We start from the raw sequence: 26,164 nt of genomic DNA, 5'->3' as shown, positions 1-26,164 counted from the left end.
CCCAATCCCCAATCCCCAATCCCCAATCCCATGCTTTACCAATTTGAATTTCGTCCCATAGCTAGAAAATTTGCGCGATCGCTTGTCACCAGTCACGGTGTCTGGGAAACCCGCGAAGCCATTATTTTGCGGCTGTGTGACGCTACAGGTAAAGTTGGCTGGGGAGAAATCGCCCCCATTAGTTGGTTCGGTTCTGAAACTCTCCCACAGGCTTTAGATTTTTGTCACCAACTTCCCCAACAAATCACCCCCGAAAACATTTATTCCATCCCCGATAATTTACCCGCTTGTCAATTTGCCTTTGAGTCAGCATTGGAGGGACTAATCAATTCAAAATTCAAAATTCAAAATTCAAAACTAAAGAGTTTGTGGGAAAAAATCTCCCCTGCACCCCTGCCAATGTCCCATACCCAATACAGCGCGTTACTTCCAGCCGGGGAAGCAGCATTGAGTCAATGGCAAACTCTCAGACAACAGGGTTACAACACGTTTAAATGGAAAATTGGCGTTGATGATATCGCCCAAGAACTCAAAGTTTTTGATTTATTGACGCAAGCCTTACCAAGCTCCGCAAAATTGCGCTTAGATGCTAACGGTGGGCTTAACTATGAAGAAGCTCAGTTATGGCTAGAAACCTGTGATAATTTGTCAAAAAATCAAGAATTAACTTGCGAAATTGAGTTTATTGAACAGCCGCTATCTGTGGCAGAGTTTCCCAAGATGTTGGAGTTGAGTCAGAGTTATGCAACTGCGATCGCCTTAGATGAATCTGTCGCCACCCTCAAGCAATTAGCTGCGTGTTATGAACAAGGTTGGCGAGGAATTTTTGTGATTAAACCTGCTATAGCTGGCTATCCTTCACGACTGCGGCGATTTTGTCAAGAGAATGAAATAGACGCTGTATTTTCATCAGTATTTGAAACTGCGATCGCCAGACAAGCCGCACTCCAACTAGCAGCAGAATTATCTCACCACAATCGCGCTGTTGGTTTTGGCATCAATCATTTTTTTACCCAAGAACAAGATGAAACCTGGCTGCAAAGTTTATTTACATCACCTGAATCACCATGATTGGTTAATTGGTTATAACAGCCAAGAATTTCAGCAAACAACTACAAGTTTATATGCACAACTCACCCAATTAGTAAAGCAAAATCAACCCCTAAACATCATCCTAGCCGAACGAGAACCAGTCAAATTTATAGCAGGATTTATCGCCGCTTGTGCAGCTAATTGCAACGTTTTTCTGTGTAACCCCGACTGGGGAGAACAGGAATTAAATCAGGTATTTAATTTAGTTAAACCTGATATTATTTGGGGATTGGGTACTGGGGACTGGGTACTGGGAACTGGGTACTGGGAACTGGGTAAAAGTTATTCTCCCTCATCCCCCTCATCCCCCTCATTTCCCCTGATTATGATTCCTACAGGTGGTTCATCGGGAGAAATTAAATTTGCCATGCACACTTGGGAAACACTCACCGCATCAGTGGCAGGATTTACAGAATACTTTCAGTTACAACAAGTAAATTCATTTTGTGTTTTACCCTTATATCATGTCAGTGGTTTAATGCAATTTATCCGTTCTTTTACTACTGGTGGTAAATTAGTAATTCTGCCATTTAAATCAATAGAATTAGGTCAAAAATACCAAATTAAACCGCAAGACTTTTTTATATCTTTAGTACCAACACAATTACAACGTCTCTTACAAAATCCCGAATTAACTGCATGGCTAGCACAATTTAAAACTGTACTTTTAGGCGGTGCGCCAGCTTGGGAGGAATTACTAGAAAAAGCCAGATTTCACGGTATCAGACTAGCACCAACCTATGGAATGACTGAAACTGCTTCCCAAATTGCCACCCTCAAACCAGAGGATTTCTTAAATCATAAAACAGGCAGTGGTCAAATTCTGCCCCACGCTCAAGTTAAAATTTGTAATTCCCAAGGGCAAGTTTTACAAGCAAATCAAATAGGTAACATCACCATTCAAGCTAAATCTTTAGCCCTTGGTTACTATCCTCACATCTGGAATCATCAAAATTATTTTGCAGTAGATGATTTAGGTTTTATCGATGAGCAAGGTTATTTAAACATTGTCGGACGCAACAGTGATAAAATCATCTCAGGCGGAGAAAATATTTATCCAGCAGAAGTAGAAGCAGCTATCCGTAACACTGGTATGGTTACTGATGTGTGTGTGATTGGGATAAAACATCAAGAGTGGGGACAAGCATTAACAGCCGTTTATATTCCCAGAAACTCAGATATTACTGCTAGAGAAATTAAAAACGCACTCTACAATCAAATCAGTAAGTTTAAAATTCCTAAATATTGGATTCCTCAGACTAATTTACCTCGCAACGCCCAAGGTAAAATTAATCGCCAAAAACTACAGCAAATAGCTACAGAATTTCTTTCAAAATAACTGAACCGTATTGCTTTTTATGAGATTTTAGCAGAATTTATCGACTATTTATTTATCGAAAATTTGGGTTGAAAACCCCGTCGTTCTACGACGGCTTTCTGGTATACTAGCAGTAGGTTGTAGACCGTGAGAACGATGTTCGCGTAGCGTCCCGCAGGGAGGAAACAGGTAAAACGTCCTACTCCGTGATCTCAAAATGCCTAACAGTCAATGGTGTAAAAATAAGTCCAAACTGTAAGGTCGAAAAGCAATTAAATAGGGTAGGGCATACCCAAATTTACGCTTGGGGAGTAGTCCTTAAGTGGGGTATATCGAGAGATATGTTTCGGACTAGACATGAAACTGTAAGACCAAAATCAACATCGTTGGTGGAGGCAGGATTCAGCCCAAGAATCTCCGCACTTTTAGGGCGGAGAGTGTCAAATGTACAAATTATTTCAGGGTTGCAAATTTAGTAAACTAAATCTGAAACCCTTGAATTTGCGATATTACAGACTGAGAATTGAACGGAGAGGGAGGGATTCGAACCCTCGTTGAAGTTGCCCCCAAACAGCATTTCCAGTGCTGCGCCTTCAACCACTCGGCCACCTCTCCAGGTGTCACGATTTATCATGATAATATAAAATTCTAAAAAATGCAAAGATAAAAGAAGATATTTTTGAAATTTTCTTCTGAACGTCCCAAAACCATAGCAAGATGTCCGACACATACACGATTAAAGTACGCGATCGCGCCACTGGCAAAGAGTATACCCTACAAGTACCCGATGACCGCTACATCCTCCACACCGCCGAACAGCAAGGAGTAGAATTGCCATTTTCCTGTCGGAATGGAGCTTGTACTACTTGCGCTGTGCGGGTGGTATCCGGGGAAATCTACCAACCGGAAGCCGTAGGATTATCCCTAGAATTGCGCCGCCAAGGTTATGCTTTGTTGTGCGTCAGTTATGCTCGTTCTGACTTGGAAGTAGAAACCCAAGACGAAGATGAAGTTTATGAACTGCAATTCGGACGCTACTTCGCTAAAGGACGAGTGAAAGCGGGTTTACCGTTAGATGAAGATTAAATGAGGGTGAGGAAGATGAGGGGGATGAGGGAGATGAGGGAGATGAGGGAGATGAGGGAGGAGGGGAGGCAGCCGCGTGGGCGGGTTTCCCGACTTGAGCGAACTGCCGTGAGCAGGGGAGCGGATGAGAAAAACTTTTACCTGATTCCCAATCCCCAATCCCCAATCCCCAATCCCCAATCCCTCCGCATCTGGCTGTCAAAAATCGCGCTGATAGCTTGTTTATTGCTGCTGGTGAGTTGTCAAGCTAAAAATTCATCAGTCGCTAATCAGGTAGAGGTGAGGGTGGCGCGGGTGGTGAGTGGGCAGAGTTTGGAAGTTGTGGGGATGGCTCAACAACCCAACATGATGTCTCAGGTACGGTTAATTGGTTTAGATGCGCCAGACTTGCGCCAGTATCCTTGGGGGGAAGAATCTAAGGAATTGTTAACAAAGTTAGTGGGTGATTTCACACAACCGGTGAGGTTGGAGTTGGATATGGCAGCGCAAGACAAAATGGGGCGGACTTTAGCCTACCTGTGGAAAGATAACCAGTTGTTAAATGAACAAGTGATCAAACAAGGGTATGCTTTGTTTGTAGAGCGATCGCCTAATCACAAATACGATCAACGTCTAGAACGCGCTCAACAATGGGCGAGAATTATGGGTATAGGCATCTGGAACCCAGACAAACCCATGCGTCAAACCCCGGCTGAGTTTCGTCGTTTTAATCGTTAGGGATTGTTGACGGTTGACGGTTGACTAATAACTAATGACTAATAACTAATGACTAATGACTAATGACTAATAACTAATGACTAACCTCGAAATTTTTCTTGATATTGCTACAGAAGCTGCGCTGGCTGCGGGTGCGGTTTTACAAGGGTACTTGGGTAAGTTAGAAGATGCTGTTACTGAAAAAGGTCGTCCTGGTGATTTAGTTACCGTCGCTGATAAAGCCTCAGAGTCGGTGATTTTAGAGGTTTTGCGTCGTCATTTTCCTGACCATTCCATTTTGGCGGAGGAATCAGGTAAAATTGGTGATCAAAATCATCAATATCTTTGGGCAATAGACCCGCTCGATGGTACAACTAACTACGCTCACCAATACCCGGCTTTTTGTGTTTCCATTGGCTTGTTAATTAATGGTGAGCCGCAGGTGGGAGTGATTTATGATCCATCTCACAATGAACTTTTCCGCGCGGCGGCTGGTTTGGGTGCAACACGTAACCGTCGTCAGATTCGGGTATCTGAAACCTCTGAATTGAGTAAAAGCTTGTTGGTAACGGGATTTGCCTATGACCGACGCGAAACTTCAGATAATAATTATGCGGAATTTTGTCACCTCACCCATCTTACCCAAGGTGTTCGCCGTAGTGGTTCGGCAGCTTTAGATTTAGCTTATGTCGCCTGTGGGCGGGTTGATGGTTATTGGGAACGGGGAATTTCTCCTTGGGATATTGTGGCTGGTGTGATTTTGTTACAAGAAGCAGGGGGTAAAGTTACCGCCTATGATGGTACGCCCTTGAACATCCCATCTGGGAGAATTCTGGCGACTAATGGCTATCTTCATGATCACCTCAGTCGAGCATTGATGCAAGTCCCACGCCTCTCAGCTTGGCAATAATTACATACTAAAAGATAAATCAGCATTCACCAAAGGGAACAATAAGGATATGAAAATCCTGACGCTTATCTGTATAAGCGAAGTACACTAGAAAAACCTTACGGCTGCTTTGGTGCAACTGCTCTATGTCTTTAAAAATAGAACTTGGTTTATTTAAATATGATTTCATCGACTATCACGCCATATTATGTGCGCCAGTTGATGCCGATGTTAAAGAGATTCGTAAAAGATATCTGAAAATTGCTCGTCATCTACATCCTGATAGTAGTGCGATTCATAATCAGGCAGAAAAAAAACTAGCTATTGAATTATTATCAAAGTTAGTTAACCCCGCTTACGAAAAATTATCAGTAGAACGCACTCGTGCAGAGTATATTATAGTTCTCTCGCAAATGGGTAAGCGTTTAGTGCAAGAATCGCCTTCGCTGGAACTGAGTACCGATTTAGCGAAGCAACTAGCAGCAGCACCCAATATTGATCATGCTTATAAAACGGCGATCGCTAAAATTGCTGAAACTCAATACCATTCTTTACAGCAAGTCATCCCGATTATCGCCCAAATCAGTGAATTAAATTTAGTTTATTTGATGCGCTGTGCTGGCAAGGCTTTATCCTCATCTACACCAGTGGCTAAACCTCCAGTTAACTCCACTACACCCAAACCCAACACCACCGCCGCACCTCCACCACCACCCGCACCACCTAAAGAAGATGCCGCGATTGAACAGTATCTACGTCGCGCTCAAACTTTGATTGACAAAAACCAATTTGCATCCGCTAAGGTAGAACTACAAGATGCACTGAAAATAGAACCGAAGAATAGCCGTTGTCACAGTTTGCTGGGATTTGTATATTTGAAGCAAAATCAGTTGAAAATGGCAAAGATACACCTTGATAATTCGTTAAAATTAGACCCCAATGATCAAACAGCGTTGACATGGAAACCTAAAATAGATAAGGCTCTAGGAATACAACCTAGTAGTTCTCATGTTAAATCACCTCCTAACTCTGGAAATAAACAACCAGATAAATCAGGAGGTGGTTTGTTTGGTGGTTTGTTTGGTGGGAAGAAAAAATAATGGTGTATCAACCAGCCGCAGGAGCGAGGGATTTATTACCTCTAGATGTGGCTCAAAAACGCTGGATTGAAGATAGATTACAGCAGGTGTTTCACCGTTGGGGATATCACCGGATTATTACCTCAACGTTGGAACGTATGGATACTCTGATGGCAGGGGAAGCAATTCAGCGTCAGATGGTGATTCAACTCCAAAATACTGGAGATGAAGATTTAGGACTGCGCCCAGAGTTGACAGCTTCTATTGCTCGTGCTGTGGTGACGCGAATGGCGGGGACTACTTATCCCCAACGACTGTATTACAATGCCAATGTGTTCCGGCGCATCTGGGAAAACCGACACAATCGCCAACAGGAGTTTTATCAAGCTGGGGTAGAGTTGTTAGGTGTAGGCGGATTGCTTGCCAATGCAGAGGTGTTACTGTTGGTGAGTAATTGCATGGCGGCTTTAGATTTACAGGATTGGCATTTAATTTTAGGCGAAGCGGGAATTACTCGCTCGCTATTCAATGTTTTTCCTGAAAATTTACGCCCTAAAGTTCGCCATGCGATCGCTCATCTCGACCGGATTACTATCGACAATCTACCTTTAAGTGAGGAACTGCGCGATCGCGCCAGAATCATGCTCGATTTGCGTGGTAACAGTGCCGATGTCTTGCAAAAAGTCAGCAGTCTCGATTTAGATGCTCAACAAAAACAGGCAGTTAATCACCTGAAATCTCTGGTAGAATTATTAGAATCCGAAGGGAAATTCCGTCTCATTCTCGACCTTAGTCTGATTCAAACCATAGATTACTACACCGGCATAGTGTTTGAAATCGTCAGTAGCAGCGAATCACAGGCACGGGTATTAGGCAGAGGTGGACGTTATGACCAGCTTTTAGGACTGTATCACCCCCAAGGCGAAGATATCCCCGGTATTGGGTTTGTCCTCAACATAGAAGACCTGTATCAAGTGTTATTGTCTACACAGCAATTACCACAGGAAACTCCGGCGACTAACTGGTTAGTAGTCCCAGAAGCACCCACGGCTTATGCTGCGGCTTTTGCCTACGCCGATAAATTGCGTGATTCTACGCATTTGGTTAGAGTAGAAATGGAACTAAGTGGCAAAGATGCAGCCACCGTCAGAGAATACGCACGCGATCGCAGTATAGCGCAAATCGCTTGGTTAAAAGCCGACGGCACACCGACCATTGAGACATTGCGTTAGGCAGTAGGGAGTAGGGAGTAGGGGAGATGAGGGGGATGAGGGAGATGAGGAGGATGAGGGGATGAGGGAGCAAGGGAGCAGGGAGCAGGGAGAAACGGGGAAAGTTCTCTCCCCCTTACCCCCTGCACCCTGCCCCAATTCTTCTTTCCCAGTCCCTTCCAATCCCCTGCTAGGCTAGAAAAGGCTGATTAAAAAGAGAGGGAATCGAGAACAATGCCACACACTATAGTTACTGATGTTTGTGAAGGTGTCGCTGACTGCGTAGACGCTTGTCCAGTTGCTTGTATTCATGAAGGCCCTGGTAAAAATGTCAAGGGTACTGACTGGTACTGGATTGATTTTGCTACCTGTATTGATTGTGGCATCTGTATTCAAGTATGCCCGGTAGCTGATGCGATCGTTCCAGAAGAAAGACCTGATTTACAAAAAACTCCTTAATCTTCAATTATCGAAAATTTGGGTTGAAAACCCCGTCGTTCTACGACGGCTTTCTGGTATACTAGCAGTAGGTTGTAGACCGTGAGAACGATGTTCGCGTAGCGTCCCGCAGGGAGGAAACAGGTAAAACGTCCTACTCCGTGATCTCAAAATGCCTAACAGTCAATGGTGTAAAAATAAGTCCAAACTGTAAGGTCGAAAAGCAATTAAATAGGGTAGGGCATACCCAAATTTACGCTTGGGGAGTAGTCCTTAAGTGGGGTATATCGAGAGATATGTTTCGGACTAGACATGAAACTGTAAGACCAAAATCAACATCGTTGGTGGAGGCAGGATTCAGCCCAAGAATCTCCGCACTTTTAGGGCGGAGAGTGTCAAATAACCATTAATTCAACAGGCATAGGGAAAAATTTTCCAATTGCCTGTTTTTTTTGTATATAAATACTGTTAATTTTAATTGACTTGTCTGAGAATCTAAGTATGTTATACCAATTTGATGTGAAGTTGCACAGAATTATATAATCCATTGATTTATCCGCGTTTATCTGCGTCCATCTGCGTTCAATTTAGATATACTAATAGTTTATTATGGAAAATCTTCATATAGTTAAAATCACTATCTTAGTGTTCAGCGTTAAAATTATATGTCAGGTACAGCACATCATTTAGATCCTCTGCTAGAAGTGAACAACGTCCACGCCGGATACATTAAAGATGTGGATATTCTCCAAGGCGTGAATTTTCGGGTGGAAGTAGGGGAATTAGTGACAGTAATCGGCCCCAACGGTGCTGGTAAATCGACCTTAGCAAAAACTATTTTTGGCTTGTTGACACCCCATACAGGTACAATTACTTTCAAAGGTGAAAATATTGCCGGATTAAAGTCTAATCAAATTGTGCGGAGGGGGATGTGCTACGTCCCACAAATTGCTAATGTATTTCCATCGTTGAGTGTGGAAGAAAATCTGGAAATGGGGGCTTTCATCCGCAATGAAAACGTTAAACCCTTGAAAGATCAAATATTTACCATGTTTCCCAGATTAAGCGATCGCCGTCGTCAACGGGCTGGTACACTCTCAGGTGGAGAACGTCAGATGTTAGCGATGGGTAAAGCTTTGATGTTAGAACCGAGTTTATTACTATTAGATGAACCTTCGGCTGCTTTATCCCCGATTTTAGTAACGCAAGTATTTGAACAGATTAAACAAGTTAATCAAGCAGGTACAGCGATAGTCTTGGTAGAACAAAATGCTCGCAAAGCCTTGGAAATGGCTGACCGTGGTTATGTTTTAGAGTCAGGACGCGATGCTATATCTGGCCCTGGCATAGAATTGTTAAATGATCCAAAGGTGGGTGAATTGTATCTAGGAGGAGGAAAGCATCATTAGGAATTGTTGACGGTTGACTAATGACCAATGACCAATGACTAATGACCAATGACTAATGACTAATGACTAATGACCTAAAACCGTGTACTAAGGTACTCTTGTAGCCTGGGAGATTCTGATATATTTTAGCGGACTACAAAACTGTTTATTCACAGGTAGGTTTAGATGAGTCGCATCAATGGATTTATCGGTCGTCGTAACTTCTTGTGGTTAGCAGGTGGGGGAAGCTTGGCTGTAGTGGCTAGTGCTGTTGGTGGTAAGCTAATTACAGACAGACACCATACTGCGATCGCGGATGTTAATTCAGCTAACCCTCAGCCAGTCAATCCCGAACAGGCATTAAAACGCTTACTGAATGGTAATCAAAGATTTATCAAACGCCAACCTCTGTATCCTAACCAATCACGGCAACGCCTACAAGCAATCACCAAAGCACAGTATCCTTTTGCCACTATATTAGGCTGTGCAGATTCTAGAGTACCTGCTGAGATTATTTTTGATCAAGGACTTGGAGATATATTCGTTGTCCGAGTTGCTGGTAATGTTGCTAGTGACATGGCTATTGGCAGCTTAGAATATGCTACATCGGTATTAGGTTCACAATTAATTGTAGTTTTAGGTCATAGAAAATGCGGTGCTGTCAGCGCAGCCATGAAAAAAGACCCGCTCCCTGGTAGAATTGGCTATGTTGTAGAAGGGATAAAACCAGCCTTAGCAAAATTAGAACCTACAGCTAAGAATATGAATGAACAGGCTATTATTGCCAATGTGCAGTACCAAGCCGAGAAATTACTCCGAAAATCAACAATATTAGCGCAATCAGTACGTCAGACTAAACTTAAAATAGTTGGTGCTGTTTACGATATTGAGACAGGCAAAGTCTCTGTCTTGTCTTAAGCTTTGATAAACACTCCCCGCATACCGCAATACATCAGGGCAGGCTGTCCGGCCCACCCCACAAGAATGTATACTTCATCCGCGTTTATCTGCGTTTATCTGCGTTCCCTTTCCTAACTCAACCCGAATAACCTCGCACCCTGATAAAACAACGTACTCACAACCCAAGCCAGAGTTAAACTATAAACCAGAGACAGCACAGTAAACCGAATGCTTTTAGACTCACTCTTAATAGTAGCCACCGTTGCTAAACAGGGAGTATAGAGTAAACAAAAAAGCATGAAACTATAGGCTTGAATTGGTGATATAGTCTGAGAGATAACTGTCTGAACAGCATTAGGATCAGCCAGATGGTAAATACTGGCTAGAGAACCTACTAAAATTTCTTTGGCAATGAATCCAAATATCAAAGCAATAGTTAACTCTTGCGGAATACCAGCAGCATCGAGAACAGGGGCGAAAAACTCACCAATGCGAGTAGCGTAACTGGTATCTTGATTTCCTGGTAAGTTGCTTAACAACCAGATGGCTAAGACACCTAGCCCAACAAATACGCCTCCACGCTTAAGAAATGCTTTCAACGCATCCCAACCAGTCACCATTCCAACTACAATGGGGATGGTGATTAGCATCTCTCCTGCATTACCGATAGAGTTGGCTGTACCTTGGGGTAAATTGTTCAACAACCAGACACCAGCTACACCAGCCGTAATAAATCCGGTAGCGCGTTGTAGAAATTGCTGTAACTCACCCCAACCCCGGAGAAAGATTTGCTTGAGGGTGGGGAAGCGATAAGGGGGTAGTTCAATAACGAAGGGTTCTTGGTTTTGAAATTGTCCTTTGAGTAAGAATCCTGTTAACAGGGCTACACCAAAACTGAATAGGTACAGTGAGAATAGTACCAATGGCCCCCAGGTACGGTTAAATAAGGCATCAATGATGAATATAAATACTGTTAACCTTGCGGAACACAGGGCAAAGGGAATGATCAGAATCGAAAGCAAACGTAAAGCCCGCGATCGCATGACTCTTGTTCCCATGATAGCAGGTATATTACACCCAAACCCCATAATTAGCAACACAAAGCTACGACCATCTAACCCAAAGCGATACATTAACGCATCCATCATGTAAGCTGCCCTGGAAAAATAGCCGCTATCTTCTACAATTGCCATCATAAAGAAAAACGTCATCACCAGGGGAATAAAAGATGCAACCGTCGCTAGTCCCCCATAAATCCCATCTACGAGAAAACCTCGCCAAAACTCCGGTAAATAAGCGGTGAGGGGAGTAACTACGACTTGTTGCAACCATCCCGTAATCCCATCCGCTACATCTTGTAATGGCAACCCCACCAACCAAACGAACTCAAACATTAAATAGATGGAGAGAAAAAACAGTGGTAGCCCCAGTAGGGGATGCAGCAACACCCCATCCAGCTTTTCTGTAAATGTCTTGAACAAACGGGAGGGCATTTCTACTGTATCTTCTAGGGTGTCTTGAATTTGCGACTCTAGAATTTCTCTATGGGCTGCTATCTGCTGCTTGATTTCTCCAGGGGCTATAGGGGCGGTATTTTCTGCCAATTTTTCACAGATGTGATGGATGGCGATCGCATAACCGCTACCATATTTAGCACTCACTAACACTACTGGCATCCCTAACTTTTCGGCTAAGTTTTCGGGATGAATTTTGATGCCAAAATGCTTGGCTTCATCTGCCATATTCAGAATGACTATAGCAGACATTCCCAAAGCTTTGACTTGTAAAGCTAGACGAATTTGGCGATCTATTTGCGCTGCATTCAGAATTACCAGCACCAAATCCACAGGATAGTTAGTAAAGAAAGTTTGCACCACCTGTTCATCTTCCGAGTAACCCTCTAAGTCATAAATCCCCGGCAAATCAACAAACTCTACCCTGTAGCCATGCAAATTTACTTGTGCTTGCAAAAGATCGACTGTCACCCCTGGCCAATTCCCGACAAATGCCCCCGCTTTAGTAATACGATTAAACAAAGTAGATTTACCAACATTCGGCATCCCCAAAACCGCCACCCTTTTTACTCCGGGTTGATTTTTGAGTGTAGCCATACCTGAACCAGAATTATGGCAATGTGACATTTTGCACCTCTTTTAGTCATTAGTCATCAGTCATTAGTCATCAGTCAACCGTCAACATTCCCCAAATTCACCAAAATTCCCTCTGCTTCATGTCGGCGCATGGCTACCTCTGTAGTTAAGCCCACGCGCAGATGTAAAGGGCCTTTTAACCACGCTTTACGGAGTACCTTTACCTGTTGCCCTACTTTGAAGCCCATCGCTTCTAACCTTCTTTGCAAACCTGATTCTTGAGTATTAATTGCAGTGATGGTAGCAATTTGACCTGGTTTGAGTATTGATAGTTTTACACTCATAGCAGTCCTTGATAGGCGATAATTGACGGTAACAATGTCCTCACATCATCTATTCAAATCGAATACTGCTTTCCTATTTGTCTCATTTGCAGCTATTCACACTGAATTAGGTAATTGCAGTTAGTTTTATTTTATTTGTTGAGAATTATTTTTAATATAATTGAGACGAATTTTGAACAAACTAAATTTTTGTTTAAGAATTGGTTAATACATTCCAAAAACCGTAAAAATGTTGAAAGTATAGGATGTAGATTAACGGCGAAACTATTGTTATGTGTTGAAACTTTAAAATTAGTTGCGTTATCTTACAAAATAATCACATTGGTCAAAAATTAACTAGCAAAATTATTGAATAGACTAAGATTCACAGTTCGCTGTTATCCTAACCCTACCGTGAATAACTAACAGGTTCGTGGGATTTTGCAATCTCTTGAAGGATGAATTCCCACCCATCACATCGCTACACCACCATGAGGGGGAAATCATGATGACAATAGCCACTCACTCAGAAGTCAGCCAAGGGGAAGTTATCCCAGCCCAGAAAATTGATTGTTTTGTAGTGCATAAAATTCCGGGTAGGGTAAGATTTCGCATTCCCTTACTGGCTCATGACCCCCATTATGCCCAACATCTACAAGATTTACTAGCCTCTGATAGTCGAATAACTAAGGTGCGTATTAGTCGCGCTGCGGCTTCTATTGCGATTGAATATCAATTATCTCCTGGGAATGCTGACTTAATGCCAGCTTATTTAGTACATCTGCTAGAAACGGGGAAGACAAAGCAAAAAATAGTAGCTAAACGGCAGAAAGTAGCAGAAAAAGCAGACGGTGGCGTTAAATTACCTGCTTTAGCTACGGTTTTAGCTTTATTGGGGTTAGGTTTCCCGATTCCTAGAGCTATAATTGGTTTAACTGTGGCAATAGCGGCTTTACCCATTGCTAAACGTGCATACACAAGTATAACCGAAGAACAGAAATTAAATATCGATTGTTTGGATTTCATGGCGATCGCACTCACATCCAGCCAAGGAAATCTTCTCACCCCAGCTTTAGTGATGACACTGCACGAAATAGGCGATATGATCCGCGATCGCACCGCTAGAGTTACAGAAAATCGCGCTACCGATTTACTCAATTCTCTCGGACATTTCGCCTGGGTACAACAACCAGATGGACAGAAAAAACGCATCTTAGCTACAGATGTACAAATAAAAGATACAGTAATTGTTTATCCAGGTGAGCAAATACCCGTAGATGGGGAAATCTTGCGGGGTCAAGCTTTAATCGACCAGCAAAAACTTACAGGCGAGTCCATGCCTGTGATGCGGGAAATAGGACAATCAGTTTATGCTTCTACCTTAGTGCGGGAAGGCGAGATTTATATTTTAGCCGAGCGTGTAGGAAATGCTACCCGTGCAGGTGCTAGTATAGAGTTAGTCAAGCAAGCCCCCGTACATGATACCCGCATGGGCAATTATGCGGCGATGGTTGCAGATAAAGCGATTACGCCAGCGTTAGTTTTTGCCGGGTTAGTCTTAGCAGCGACTCGCAACCCGGCTAGGGCTGCATCTATTCTCACCCTCGACTTTGTAACGGGTATTCGCGTTTCCTTACCCACAACATTCTTAGCCGCATTACATCATGCTTCTAGACATGGTGTGTTAATTCGTAGTGGTCACGCTTTAGAAAAATTAGCACAGATAGATACCTTAGTCTTTGATAAAACGGGAACGTTAACGAAAGGCGATATTGAAGTTGTGGAAGTAGAAACCGTAGCGGGGAGAATGTCTACACAGAGATTATTACAACTTGCCGCCGCAGCTGAACAACGTCTGACTCACCCCGTGGCGGAAGCAGTGGTAAATTATGCTGAAAAACTAGATTTAGAAATTTTACCCCGTGAAGAATTTGTCTATGAAATTGGTTTAGGTGTGAAAGCTAAAATTGATGGGGAACAGGTGCTAGTGGGAAGCGATCGCTTTTTACGGCAATGTGGTGTACCCTTAGATTGTCTCTATGAACCACATCAATGTCACCATGCAGAATGTCCCCATCACCTCAATTGTCGCATTTCCGCCCATGATTCCTTGCTGTATGTGGCAGTTAATCAGGAATTCCAAGGCGTAATTTATTATACTGACCCCCTGCGCCCAGAAAGTCCCAGCGTCATTGAGCAATTACAAACAGAATACGGCATGGAAATTCATCTGTTGACGGGGGATAATCAACAAAGGGCGGTAGCGGTAGCGGAACAATTGGCAATACCCTTAGCGCAAGTTCATGCGGAAGCATTCCCAGAACAAAAAGCCGAAATTATCCGCCAATTACATGAAGCAGGAAAGACAGTTGCATTTACAGGTGATGGTTTAAATGATTCTATCGCCTTAGCCTATGCAGATGTTTCCATTTCCTTTAGTGGCGGTTCGGAAGTTGCCAGAGAAACCGCAGATGTAGTCTTGATGGATGATAACCTGAGCAGCTTTGTAGAAGCAATAGCGATCGCCCGTGAAACCCAAGCCGTAATTCAGCAAAATATCGGTTTAGCAGTCGTTCCCAATTTAGCAGCATTAGGATTCGCCACCACCGTCGGACTACATCCCCTAGCGGCGACAGTAGTACATAATGGTTCAGCCATAGCCGCCGGGTTAAATGGTTTGCGTCCCCTGTTGATGCACCGAGATGCGCCGAAGTAGGCAGGGGGGCAAAAAAGCAGAGGAGATTTTTACCCAACGATGCTTTAATTTTGAATTTTGAATTTTGAATTTAAATGCCCCATGCCCATGATTAAACTTCTACCAGAACATCAACAAACTATCTTTAACCATGCTGAAAGTACGTACCCTAACGAGTGCTGTGGGTTGATTTTGGGATATCTGGTAGATGGAGTGAACACTGTTGTTGAGGTGATACCAACTGCAAATGTTTGGGATAGGGAAGCTGATAATTTCACTGAGGATAAGACCACATATAGCACCGAACGACGATATGCGATCGCTCCCCAAATCATGTTACAAGTACAAAAGCAAGCACGGGAACGTTCACTAAACATCATTGGTATTTATCATTCCCATCCTAATTATCCAGCCAAGCCTTCAGAATGCGATCGCCTGTATGCTTGGCAAGGATACTCTTATATAATAGTGTCCGTTCAACATGGTGTAGCTAGTGACATCAAAAGTTGGACTCTTGACGAAAATCATCAATTTCAAGCCGAGATTTTGGCACAAAGCTAGAGACTAGGAAGAAGCAGGGATGTAGAGGATAAGAACTTTTACCCAATCCCCAGTCCCCAATCCCCAGTCCCCAGTCCCCACCTTTACTGATAACATAATTTAAACACTTACGTTTAAAAATAGATATCATTTTTCGATACAATCAAGAATCCGCGCTTCCTCATTTCAACTGCTATGCTCAATCCCAATCTGGATGATATCCAGTTGACCAAAGATGATTATGAACGCTACTCGCGCCACCTGATTTTACCGGAGGTGGGAGTAGAAGGACAGAAACGCCTAAAAGCTGCCAGTGTATTATGTATCGGGACTGGTGGACTCGGTTCACCATTACTGTTATACTTAGCAGCAGCAGGTATCGGCCGCATCGGTATTGTTGATTTCGATGTAGTGGATACTTCCAACTTGCAACGCCAAGTGATTCACGGTACATCCTGGGTAGGTAAACCCAAGATTGAATCAGCGAAAAATCGCATTCACGAGATTAACCCCTATTGTCAGGTTGACCTGTACGAAACTCGTCTAAGTTCCGAGAATGCCCTAGATATCGTTAAAGATTACGATATCGTCGTGGATGGTACAGATAACTTCCCCACCAGATATCTAGTCAACGATGCTTGTGTATTGTTGAATAAACCTAACGTCTACGGTTCAATTTTCCGCTTTGAAGGACAAGCAACCGTATTTAATTACGAAGGCGGGCCGAACTACCGCGACTTATACCCAGAACCACCACCACCAGGAATGGTTCCTTCCTGTGCAGAGGGTGGAGTATTAGGTATTCTGCCAGGAATCATTGGCGTAATTCAAGCCACAGAAACCGTCAAAATTATTTTAGGTAAAGGTACAACCTTGAATGGTAGACTTTTACTGTATAATGCCCTAGATATGAAATTCCGGGAGTTAAAGCTGCGTCCTAACCCGGTGCGCCCAGTGATTGAGAAGTTGATAGACTACGAACAATTCTGTGGAATCCCCCAAGCAAAAGCAGCAGAGGCGCAACAACAGCAAGACATTCAAGAAATGACTGTTACCCAGTTAAAAGAATTACTGGATAGTGGTGCTAAGGATTTTGTACTCTTAGATGTGCGTAACCCTCATGAGTACGACATTGCCAAAATTCCTGGTTCGGTATTAGTACCTTTACCAGACATTGAAAACGGTAATGGAGTCGCCAAAGTCAAAGAATTACTCAACGGTCATCGCTTAATTGCTCATTGTAAAATGGGCGGGCGGTCTGCAAAAGCTCTAGCTATCCTCAAGGAAGCCGGAATTGTGGGTACAAATGTCAAAGGTGGTATTACTGCTTGGAGTCGGGAAGTAGATCCTTCGGTTCCAGAGTATTAATGTAGACTTTGACTTGATTTGTTAATAAAGTTTCAGAATCCCAGCATCTTCAAGATACTGGGATTTTTGGTAAGACCAATTTTATATGAGGTTGCACATAATCTAAAATCCATTGATTTATCCGCGTTTATCTGCGTACATCTGCGTTCAATTATTCTTGACATATTTATTCTATGCAGCTTCATATTAATTTGGTATAAGGCAAAATTATCAATATTAAGTTCGTAGTGAGGACTTGAGTCCGGTTTTGAGGACTGAAGTCCTCACTACAAACTAACCTACACTATAACTGAGAAAACAATAGATTAAATAGGTTCGTAGTCAGGACTTTAGTCCGGTTTTGAGGACTGAAGTCCTCACTACAAACTCACCTACTCTATAATTGAGAACATAATAGATTAAATAGGTTCGTAGTCAGGACTTTAGTCCGGTTTTGAGGACTGAAGTCCTCACTACAAACTCACCTCAACTATAACTGAGAAAACAATAGATTAAATAGGTTCTTAGTCAGGACTTTAGTCCGGTTTTGAGGACTGAAGTCCTCACTACAAACTCACCTCAACTATAACTGAGAAAACAATAGATTAAATAGGTTCTTAGTCAGGACTTTAGTCCGGTTTTGAGGACTGAAGTCCTCACTACAAACTAACCTACACTATAATTGAGAAAACAGTTTTTCCCAGTCAATTACAGGTGGTCTAGTTCCCTTATTGACTAATTCAAAAACTTGTCCTTGAGTAGCAGGATAAAAAATCGATTCTACACAAGCGGCAGCAACATCAATTCTACTAGCATCACCGCCCAGGGTGTCACCTTTAGCGATGACTACATCTAATTTACTGTCTGTGGTAGCTTTTAAGAGAGTATTCAAATCATAGGAAGTATAAGGGCCATCAATCAAGCGTCCCGGACGAATGATAGTGTAAGGTAATCCTGAAGTGACAATTGCTTCCTCTCCTTTTTGTTTCGCATCCAAGACACCAAAGGCATTGAGAATACTAAAAGGTGGCTGATGTTTACGGAGAATTCCCACAGATGAGACAAAAACAAACCTTTTGAGACTGCGGGGGGCGGTGTTGACTAAGTTACTCACACCTTCAGCATCGACTTTTGTCGGGGTATTTTTTGCCTTGGCTTCTCTGAAGTCCTCATCTAAAAAAATCTTCGGCCAGTCAAATAAGTTAAGCTGGGAGTCAAACTCCCATCTGGCAGAAGGGAAAGCTGTAGTTCCAGTACAACAGATGATGTGGGTGATATTTTCTAATGCGGTGGTGAGTGTGCTGGGTTCGCGGATGTCGCCGACAGCAATTTCCACTTTGTTATCAAACATCTTTGCCGCTTTTGGGGCGTTGCGTGTCAAGATGCGAACTCTGGCATTCTTCTCTAACAGCTTTGCTACTACCAGTTGTCCGACTCCACCAGTCGCACCAGCAACTAATACCAAATCTTCATCTCTTACAAAAGTCATACCCGCCTTTAAGATAGCCTACTGTTAACTTTACTCAAAAATGTGAGTCTGTTGTTTGCTACCAGGGGGAGATATCGCAGACAAAAGCCCAGTCTTAACAACCGGGCTTTTGATTCTGTGAAGGGGATATATTCCCCAAGAGGTTCGTTATAAAGTTTCTGTATAAATCGCTGTACTTTGCTTTGTTAATAAGTAATACCACTGCATTTTTAGCAATTCCGGAAAACAAGCAGAAATTTTGGGTTAAATATTTCGCGGTGGCTTTGATTGTTTCATGACTTACGCAACTGGCATATTAGGGACATCCAGATAAAAAAATATCCAAAATGTAGGGTGCGTCAGATATCGACAATACGTTTATTGATAGCATTTAAACAGTCTGACGCACCCTACAAGACTGTTCCCTGTTCCCTATTCCTGACCAAAATAATGGGATACAAGCCCCGTGCTTCTAGCACGGCTTTTTAGGGAGTTTTTTGATATAGTCCCGAATAACTTCTGAAACCATCCTATTAGTATCATCGGCATAGTTTTTCAATCTTTCAAGTTCTTCTTCGGAAAGTCGTACTCTTAAAGTTTTTTCTCTCGGCATTGTGGCAGTATTTGTGCTACACTATAGAAGTAGTCTAGCACAGGCAGGAATCCGTCGGTACTGCCACAAACCTACGACGTAAAGCGATGCTAGTACGTGAGGAGCGTGCATACCTCAATAAAACGCATGGACTCTCAAGAGTGCCGATACCAGTAAAGTTCAATAATTGGCGTTGCCAGAAACAGCGTACTGTAGGGCATACAGGAACGTGGGGAAAAGAGAGGAACAGATTTTAAGGCACTCTCGGTAAAGTACCTAAACGCTTGGGGAGATAAGCCCACTGGGGCTAGTTGCCATAGCTAAGTAATACCACCTTTGGGTAGGGTTATTTGGTGAGGGAGTCGAATTAGCGAGCCTGATTCCTTCTAGTTTTAAGGTGTGTCAATGAACCAAGAATCCTCGGACTTTAGGACGAGGAGTGTCAATAATAAATGCTATCGTTGTCCACAAGGCTAGCAACGGCAGAGGCTAAAGTATCTGGTTCGATGGGTTTGGCTATGTGCATTTGAAACCCTGCCGCTAAGGCTTGTTGCTTGTCAAATTCTCCTGCGTAAGCAGTCAAGGCGATCGCGGGAATTTGTCGATTAATATCTGGGGTTTTCGTCCTGACTTGGCGTAACAGTTCATAGCCATCCATGTAGGGCATTCCAATATCGCTAACTAAAATATTGAGTTGGGATTGTGCTAGGACTTGCAGGGCTTCTAATGCAGATGATACTGTAATTACTTCTGCTTGATACATTTGCAGCACAAAGGTGACAAAATCCCGCGTGTCCGCGTCGTCATCTACTACTAAAACTTTAATGCCGTTGAAGTCGAACGAGATATCTGGCTTTTGATGGTGCTGTGGAGTATCAGAATTAGGAATGGTTGTTGGTAATCTCACGGTGAAAGTAGCACCTTGCCCAATACCAGGGCTATCAGCTGCAATTGTGCCACCGTGTAATTCTACTAAGTGTCGGACAATTGCCAATCCTAATCCTAAACCACCGAATTTTCTGGTAATACTACTATCTTCTTGACGGAAGTAATTAAATATGTATGGTAAAAAATCGGGACTGATGCCTTTGCCTGTATCACGGATGCTGATTTGAGCATAATCTTCTATCTGCTCTAGTCTGACTACTACTTGTCCGCCTGGAGGCGTAAATTTCACAGCATTAGAGAGCAAATTCCAGGTAATTTGTTGTAAGCGGGCTGGATCACCGGCTACTTGTACAGAGTTTGTCTGAATAATGCTTTGAATCTGAATTTTTTTGTTTTCTGATGCTAAACGCAGTGCTTCTGTGGCATTGGAAATGGTGGCAGCAAGATTGACTGTGGAAATATTCAGGTTGATTTTGCCCTGGAGAATCCGAGATACATCAAGTAAGTCTTCAATCAGACGCGCCTGTAATTGAGCATTGCGCTCAATAATTTCTAAGGCTTCTTCTTGCTTTTGGGCGTTTAATCTGCCAGTTCTGAGTAGTTTAATCCAACCGAGGATGGGGTTAAGTGGGGTACGAAGTTCGTGGGAGAGAACGGCGAGAAATTCATCTTTAATCCGGTTCGAGGCTTCGGCTTGCTCACGGGCGGCTTGTTCTTGTTGTAATAGCCGCTCACGTTCTGCTTCCATGCGTAGGCGATCGCTCACATCTAAAACCAGCGACAGCACTGAAACCAAGTTACCAGACTCATCCATTAAGGCGGAGTTATACCACTGACAATCAATCACACTCCCGGCTTTAGTGTAGTTGCGGTTCTGGATGACTACTTGTGATTCTATGCCTTGAGCCAATCGTGTGGCTACAGTTGTCATTCCTGCGGCATCTTCCTCAAAAACGAAATCCCATTCATCAAATCGCTTGCCCAATACTTCCTCTAATTGCCAGCCAAAAATGCGTTCGGCGGCTTTTGACCAACGGGACACCCGAAATTCTTGATCCCACTCAATTACTGCTAGCGGCGAATTTTCTACATGGAAGTTCAGCTTTTGTAGCACTTGTCTTAATTCTGCCTCACGCTGTTTACGCTCAGTGATTTCCTCACAAACAATACTGATGCCAATAATTTGGTTGCCATTCTTTAAAGGTAAAAACTGCTCTAGCCAGGTGCGCTGGACTCCAGGTTGAGCCGGAGTTTCCCCAGAGATTTCTACATTTAGCCGTGCTTCCCCTGCCAGTACCTGCCGTAACAATGGCTCGGCTTCATTGGCTAAATGTGGTAGTAACTCGCGGACTGTGCGGCCGATATGCTCCTCTACAGACAATCCATTAATTTCTGCTAATCGTTTGTTAATCCGTACAAAGCGCAAGTCTGTGTCTAAAACACTCAGTCCTATGGGGGCAGATTGGTAAATTGATTCAATCTCAATGAGTTGTTGCTGTAGCTGTTCTTCACTTTGTCGCAAAGCTGTTTCTGTTTGTTTACGGTCTGTAATATCTGTTGCTACATAGCAAAATCGAGGACGCTCAAACAGGGGAGAATTAATCGGGAAGACTGTAACTGCTAACCATTGCGGTTTCTTTTGCCTATCGTCGTGAACATACTCGAATTGCACTGGTTTACCTTGCAGTTGAGATTCCCGGTAATGAGTCAGCCATTTTTGAATAATAGCTGGTGGCGCACCTAGTTCGCTGGCTAGTTTACCAATTGTACTACCTGGTTCATTGCCAAAAAAACGGCAGGTGGCGATGTTATCGTAAATGTGAAGAATATCATTTTCTGTTAATTCCACAACTCCCATGAGCATCGGCACGTTGTCGTAGTAACTCCTGAGTGTGGCTTCTCTTTGAGCTAAGGCGGCATGAGCTTGTTGTAATTGAGCAGTACGTTGTGCTACCCGTTGCTCTAATTCTTGGTTTGTCTTTTGCAATTCAGCTTGTAGCTGTTGGTGTTCTGTTCTGATTTGCACCAGTTCACTAATATCGCGTCCTTCGGCAATTAACAGGCTGACTTGCCCTGATTGATTAAGTACAGGTTTGAGGGAAAAATCTATGGTGATGATGCGATCGCCTGCGGTGGGGTGTAGTCCATCGTTTGTTCCCAATATCTCGACTTCATACCTAACAAATTCCCCTCTAGCAGCTTGCGCGATCGCTGTCTTTAGTCGTGCTTGCGTTTGCGGTGAAATCGTCCACCATCTTGTTTCCCACACCGGGCGATTAATCACATCTGCCAGTGTTAAGCCACCAAAATCCAGTGCTGTTTGATTAACTTCTATGACAATGCCATCAACGGTGAGTAGTCCGATAAATTGAAAAGTGGCATCAAAAATTGCTCGGAATCGCTGTTGACTTGAATACAGTTGCTCAGACTGTTTGCTCTTCTCAATCGCACTCTTGATCGTGCTGCGTAACTGCTCTGGTGTCAGTTGTGCTTGCACTAAATAATCTTCTGCTCCCGCTTTGATGGCGCGCACTGCTAAGGCGGTATTTTCGCCACCAATCATCACCACAGGAGGACAGATTTCTCCCAGTTGGGATTTGAGCTTTTGTAAAATTTCTAAGCCCTCTTGCTGATTGAGGTAAGATTTCAGGATAATGCTGTCGATTCTGCTACTCTGCTGCTGGTTAGCCGGAACACGAAACAAATCAAAAACTTCTTTGACCGATTTTGCTGTTATTATTGTATAATAAATGTTCTCATCAGCATTCAGATAAGACTGATACTTTTCCTGATTAATTTGTAAATCATCAACAATGAGAATCGTCGATTGGCGTTTTTTCGGCATAGGCTTCAAGCCATTCCAAGGTTAATGATTTGCTGTCTCTTATCTGAAAAAAATGGTTTTGCGTTCGCTTGTGAATTACTTCACCAGTATAGAAAATCCTGCAACCAGCCACATAGAGAATAACATTTTTTGCGTCTTAACCAAATAGTTGTGATCAATATTTTTTAGGCAACCCATCCTGAAATACTAGCAATTCTCCCGGTTGAATTGGTGTCCAAATTGCGTTATCTGTCAGGGGAGTAGTGGCAATTACGGCAACGCGATCGCATGGAATAACTTCTGTTTCAAGAGCCTCCTGCCTTCTGCTAGAAAATTTCCATGGCCAATTCTTACCATTTCCTCATCTCCAATCCCCAATTTGCGCTAAATTTCAGACAAATCAGATATTATTCTTCTAACAGGCATGGTAAAACATACAGATAACCCTCCAACGGTGGTGAGTTCTGTAAACAGTCGCTGGCGATCGCATTTTGACAGACTGTTCTCGAAAGTTACAACTTGGGCAGGTACTCCCCAAGGGTTATCATTGATTTTGCAAGGCAAAATGGCTCTGAAAATGGCTATAGCCTCAGCCATCTCCTTAGTAATTTCCCAGAGTTTGCAATCCCATTACCCGTTTTACGCAGTGATAGCGGCGATTATCGTCATGTCATCTACCCACGGTAGCACTCTCAAGCTAGGCATTCAGCGATTAATCGGGACAGTGATTGGTGCGATCGCAGGTGCAGCATTTACTGTTATATTAGGCAGTAATTTCTGGTCACTGGGAATATGTGTATTTATCACAATCTTTCTAGCTTCCCATTGGAAATATCATGAAGCAGCCAAGTTAGCAGGATACGTTTCCGCAATTGTGATTTTGAGCTACAATCACTCACCTTGGTTATATGCTTGGCACAGATTTCTAGACACACTTTTGGGTATTAGTGTCGCCGTACTGGTAAATAATTTAATTTTTCCCGCCCGTGCAGGTAAAGAACTCCGGCGTTGCTTATCTCAAACACTGATAAATTTGCAACAATTGTACAGCTTAGTTGTCCACTGTGCGTTTACAGGCATCTATGATCGCCCTGCTGCTAATGAGTTAAAAGCTAATATTATCACTTCCCTCCGCACAGGCAAGGAACTCTGGCAAGAAGTCAGACACGGGCAAACCAGCGAACCACCAGAAACACGAATCAATCAAGCTTGGGAATTTCTCATGCGCCGCATTTGGGAACACATTTTAGCTATGGAACATACCGTATTAGCTCGACATCAAGATACCTTCTGGCAAATGCTATCACCCCAAATTAGCGAACTCGCACAAGAAACTCAAAATGCTATGCTCACCTTAGCAATAGCTGTTAAATCTACACACTCGCAGATATCTTTACCAGAAATAGAAATTGCACTGGCTCATGCAACCAGAGAATTAAATCAACTACAAGCAACTAAACAAACCGATGATAAAATGGATGAGTTGCTGCGGTTTTTTACCTTCTTTTATACAATGGAAGAAGTAGGCAGAAAATTACAAAGAATGGCAGCTTTATTAAGTGATTAGTCATTAGTTATTAGTCATTAGTCATTAGTCATTAGTCATTAGTCATTAGTCATTAGTCATTAGTTTTTCTCCTTTGCTTCCCCTGCTTCCTCGGCTTCCTCCGCTTCCTCCGTCAATAATTTCCCACCGCCAAGCGGATTAATCTTCATGGTAGTGAAATTACGCCATAAATTTCTTGCTTAGTTAGGTAAAAATACAAAATAATAGATATATGCACAAACGTGAGTTTTTACAATCTGGTGCTGCATTAGTTAGCACAGCTTTGTTATCACCTTACATTTTACAAAGGTCAAACATCATGGCAACTTCTAATACTAATTTTGAAATTACCAAAACTGACGCAGAATGGCGCAGCATTTTAACACCAGAACAATTTAAAGTCTTGCGTCAACACGGTACTGAACGCGCTTTTACCAGCTCACTCGACAAGAACTATGCTGAGGGTACTTATGTCTGTGCTGGTTGTGGACAGCCTCTATTTACATCTGATACCAAATTTAACAGTGGTACTGGCTGGCCTAGCTTTTTCGCCCCCATTGAAGGCGCAATTGCTACTACCGTAGATAGGTCTTTCTTTATGACCAGAACTGAGGTACATTGTAGCCGTTGTGGTGGGCATTTGGGTCACGTTTTTGAAGACGGCCCCGCACCCACAGGACAACGTTATTGTATGAACGGTGTAGCGTTGGAATTTAACCCCGCCTAATATCTAGTGTAAGGGTTTAGCAATGCTAAACCCCTATTTTACATAAAATGAGTATTAGCTAAAATACCCTAAAAAATTAATTAAATATTAAATGAATAAAGTCATAATCTTTGATACTACCATGCGTGATGGAGAACTTACGCCTGGTGTGCAGATGAATTTAACACAAAAAATTGCTATCTCCCAATTACTCGAACAAATGGGAGTAGATATTATAGAAGTAGGTTATCCGGCGAAACTACCGAAGGATTTTGATGAAGTATTTCATATTGCTAAAATCATTAAAAAGTCTACTATTTGTGGTTTAGCTAATGCAAATACCAATGAAATCATCACTCTGGCAGAAGCACTAAAACCAGCTAAAAAAAACAGAATTCATACTTATACACCTGTCAATTTAAAGCATTCTTCTCAATTGCGAGAATCAGAAACTTTAGAAATAATTAAAAATAGTATTTCCTTGTCACGCAATTATACTGATGATGTGGAATGGAGTGCTTTTGATGCTCCCAGAAGTGATGCAGATTTTTTATGCAAAGCTATTGAAACAGCAATCAAAAGCGGCGCGACTACTATTAGTATACCCGATACTTTAGGTTTATCCTCACCAGCAGAATTTTCACAACTTTTAGAGATGATTTTTCAGCGAGTCCCTAATATTGAGCAAGCTATTGTTTCCGTTCACTGTCATGATGATTTGGGGATGGCGGTAGAAAATTCGCTGATGGCTTTAAATTGTGGTGTGAGACAAGTTGAGTGTGCAATTAATGGTTTGGGTGCAAGGAAAGGAAATGCAGATTTAGAAAAGGTGGTGATGGCAATTCAACGGGAAAATTTTCAAGTTAATATTGATATTTCTTTGATGAGACAAGCATCGGAATTAGTCGCAGAAATCACTGGGGTTAGGGATGAGGATAGGAAAAAATTGAACGCAGATAAACGCAGATAGACGCAGATGAATCTGGATTATATTCGGTTGTAATCTGCTATGTTTTGTTATCAATCAAGGGAGTGGGGAGTAGGTAGG

Annotated in this window: 22 protein-coding genes and 1 tRNA gene; 16 read left to right on the top strand and 7 right to left on the bottom strand. The window is 42.7% G+C overall.

Annotated elements, in window-relative coordinates; genetic code table 11:
• Positions 1–30: 30 nt before the first annotated feature.
• Both AACS98_RS13200 and AACS98_RS13195 read left to right on the top strand, forming a co-directional pair.
• Entirely contained in the window at positions 31–1,071 is a 1,041-nt protein-coding gene (locus AACS98_RS13200) for an o-succinylbenzoate synthase (RefSeq protein WP_066380502.1), read from the top strand.
• On the top strand, positions 1,025–2,431 hold the full coding sequence (locus AACS98_RS13195) for a 2-succinylbenzoate--CoA ligase (RefSeq protein WP_066380499.1): 1,407 nt from the start codon (positions 1,025–1,027) through the stop codon (positions 2,429–2,431). The genes AACS98_RS13200 and AACS98_RS13195 overlap by 47 nt, the downstream gene beginning before the upstream one ends.
• Positions 2,432–2,938: 507 nt before the next feature.
• Here AACS98_RS13195 and AACS98_RS13190 read toward each other — a convergent pair.
• Positions 2,939–3,025 (bottom strand) — tRNA-Ser (locus tag AACS98_RS13190).
• 102 nt (positions 3,026–3,127) lie between these two features.
• Between AACS98_RS13190 and AACS98_RS13185 the strand changes: the two genes are divergently transcribed.
• The 8 genes from AACS98_RS13185 (at position 3,128) to AACS98_RS13150 (ending at position 10,115) form a co-directional block, all read left to right on the top strand.
• Positions 3,128–3,496 (top strand): 2Fe-2S iron-sulfur cluster-binding protein, encoded by a 369-nt coding sequence (locus tag AACS98_RS13185; RefSeq protein ID WP_066380497.1) that lies wholly within the window; start codon positions 3,128–3,130, stop codon positions 3,494–3,496.
• A 165-nt stretch (positions 3,497–3,661) separates the two neighbouring features.
• Positions 3,662–4,213: a thermonuclease family protein gene (locus AACS98_RS13180; protein ID WP_066380984.1), complete on the top strand. Its 552-nt coding sequence runs from the start codon at positions 3,662–3,664 to the stop codon at positions 4,211–4,213.
• 76 nt (positions 4,214–4,289) lie between these two features.
• A complete protein-coding gene (locus AACS98_RS13175) occupies positions 4,290–5,102 on the top strand; it encodes an inositol monophosphatase family protein (RefSeq protein ID WP_066380495.1) in 813 nt (270 codons plus the stop codon).
• A gap of 125 nt (positions 5,103–5,227) precedes the next feature.
• Positions 5,228–6,181 (top strand): J domain-containing protein, encoded by a 954-nt coding sequence (locus AACS98_RS13170; protein WP_066380493.1) that lies wholly within the window; start codon positions 5,228–5,230, stop codon positions 6,179–6,181.
• Complete coding sequence (locus AACS98_RS13165; RefSeq protein WP_066380486.1) at positions 6,181–7,392, top strand: ATP phosphoribosyltransferase regulatory subunit; 1,212 nt, start codon at positions 6,181–6,183, stop codon at positions 7,390–7,392. The genes AACS98_RS13170 and AACS98_RS13165 overlap by 1 nt, the downstream gene beginning before the upstream one ends.
• Before the next feature lie 213 nt (positions 7,393–7,605).
• Complete coding sequence (locus AACS98_RS13160) at positions 7,606–7,830, top strand: indolepyruvate ferredoxin oxidoreductase subunit alpha (RefSeq protein ID WP_066380485.1); 225 nt, start codon at positions 7,606–7,608, stop codon at positions 7,828–7,830.
• Between the two features lie 644 nt (positions 7,831–8,474).
• The gene (locus AACS98_RS13155; RefSeq protein ID WP_066380483.1) at positions 8,475–9,218 is read left to right on the top strand and encodes an ABC transporter ATP-binding protein; all 744 of its coding nucleotides are present in this window, start codon (positions 8,475–8,477) and stop codon (positions 9,216–9,218) included.
• Between the two features lie 165 nt (positions 9,219–9,383).
• The gene (locus AACS98_RS13150; RefSeq protein ID WP_066380481.1) at positions 9,384–10,115 is read left to right on the top strand and encodes a carbonic anhydrase; all 732 of its coding nucleotides are present in this window, start codon (positions 9,384–9,386) and stop codon (positions 10,113–10,115) included.
• Positions 10,116–10,228: 113 nt separating this feature from the next.
• On the opposite strand, the gene feoB is transcribed toward AACS98_RS13150, so the two are convergent.
• Complete coding sequence (feoB, locus tag AACS98_RS13145) at positions 10,229–12,238, bottom strand: ferrous iron transporter B (RefSeq protein WP_066380475.1); 2,010 nt, start codon at positions 12,236–12,238, stop codon at positions 10,229–10,231.
• Positions 12,239–12,282: 44 nt separating this feature from the next.
• On the bottom strand, positions 12,283–12,531 hold the full coding sequence (locus tag AACS98_RS13140; protein WP_066380474.1) for a FeoA family protein: 249 nt from the start codon (positions 12,529–12,531) through the stop codon (positions 12,283–12,285).
• A gap of 487 nt (positions 12,532–13,018) precedes the next feature.
• Between AACS98_RS13140 and AACS98_RS13135 the strand changes: the two genes are divergently transcribed.
• The 3 genes from AACS98_RS13135 to moeB all read left to right on the top strand — a co-directional run bounded on the left by AACS98_RS13135 (position 13,019) and on the right by moeB (position 17,113).
• Positions 13,019–15,226 (top strand): heavy metal translocating P-type ATPase, encoded by a 2,208-nt coding sequence (locus tag AACS98_RS13135; RefSeq protein ID WP_066380470.1) that lies wholly within the window; start codon positions 13,019–13,021, stop codon positions 15,224–15,226.
• A gap of 87 nt (positions 15,227–15,313) precedes the next feature.
• The gene (locus tag AACS98_RS13130) at positions 15,314–15,766 is read left to right on the top strand and encodes a Mov34/MPN/PAD-1 family protein (protein ID WP_066380983.1); all 453 of its coding nucleotides are present in this window, start codon (positions 15,314–15,316) and stop codon (positions 15,764–15,766) included.
• Positions 15,767–15,940: 174 nt separating this feature from the next.
• A complete protein-coding gene (gene moeB / locus AACS98_RS13125; RefSeq protein ID WP_066380467.1) occupies positions 15,941–17,113 on the top strand; it encodes a molybdopterin-synthase adenylyltransferase MoeB in 1,173 nt (390 codons plus the stop codon).
• Between the two features lie 655 nt (positions 17,114–17,768).
• On the opposite strand, the gene AACS98_RS13120 is transcribed toward moeB, so the two are convergent.
• The 4 genes from AACS98_RS13120 to AACS98_RS13110 form a co-directional block, all read right to left on the bottom strand.
• Complete coding sequence (locus tag AACS98_RS13120; protein ID WP_066380465.1) at positions 17,769–18,581, bottom strand: SDR family oxidoreductase; 813 nt, start codon at positions 18,579–18,581, stop codon at positions 17,769–17,771.
• Positions 18,582–19,032: 451 nt separating this feature from the next.
• Positions 19,033–19,173 carry a ribbon-helix-helix protein, CopG family gene (locus AACS98_RS23620; RefSeq protein ID WP_156481671.1) on the bottom strand — a complete coding sequence of 47 codons (141 nt, stop codon included), beginning with the start codon at positions 19,171–19,173 and terminating at the stop codon, positions 19,033–19,035.
• Between the two features lie 421 nt (positions 19,174–19,594).
• Complete coding sequence (locus AACS98_RS13115; RefSeq protein WP_066380463.1) at positions 19,595–22,885, bottom strand: PAS domain-containing protein; 3,291 nt, start codon at positions 22,883–22,885, stop codon at positions 19,595–19,597.
• A 154-nt stretch (positions 22,886–23,039) separates the two neighbouring features.
• Positions 23,040–23,159 (bottom strand): class II glutamine amidotransferase, encoded by a 120-nt coding sequence (locus tag AACS98_RS13110; protein ID WP_445206785.1) that lies wholly within the window; start codon positions 23,157–23,159, stop codon positions 23,040–23,042.
• 129 nt (positions 23,160–23,288) lie between these two features.
• Between AACS98_RS13110 and AACS98_RS13105 the strand changes: the two genes are divergently transcribed.
• The 3 genes from AACS98_RS13105 (at position 23,289) to AACS98_RS13095 (ending at position 26,086) form a co-directional block, all read left to right on the top strand.
• Positions 23,289–24,431, top strand: a complete 1,143-nt coding sequence (locus AACS98_RS13105; RefSeq protein WP_066380461.1) for an FUSC family protein — start codon at positions 23,289–23,291, stop codon at positions 24,429–24,431.
• Positions 24,432–24,642: 211 nt separating this feature from the next.
• Positions 24,643–25,137 carry a peptide-methionine (R)-S-oxide reductase MsrB gene (gene msrB / locus AACS98_RS13100; RefSeq protein ID WP_066380454.1) on the top strand — a complete coding sequence of 165 codons (495 nt, stop codon included), beginning with the start codon at positions 24,643–24,645 and terminating at the stop codon, positions 25,135–25,137.
• Positions 25,138–25,228: 91 nt separating this feature from the next.
• Complete coding sequence (locus tag AACS98_RS13095) at positions 25,229–26,086, top strand: 2-isopropylmalate synthase (RefSeq protein WP_066380452.1); 858 nt, start codon at positions 25,229–25,231, stop codon at positions 26,084–26,086.
• Positions 26,087–26,164: the final 78 nt, after the last annotated feature.

This window comes from Anabaena sp. CA = ATCC 33047 (assembly GCF_963870205.1).
In the GTDB taxonomy this organism is placed as follows: Bacteria; Cyanobacteriota; Cyanobacteriia; order Cyanobacteriales; family Nostocaceae; genus Trichormus.
Note: the sequence above shows the minus strand (reverse complement) of the source record. Positions and strands in the feature narration are given on the sequence as shown.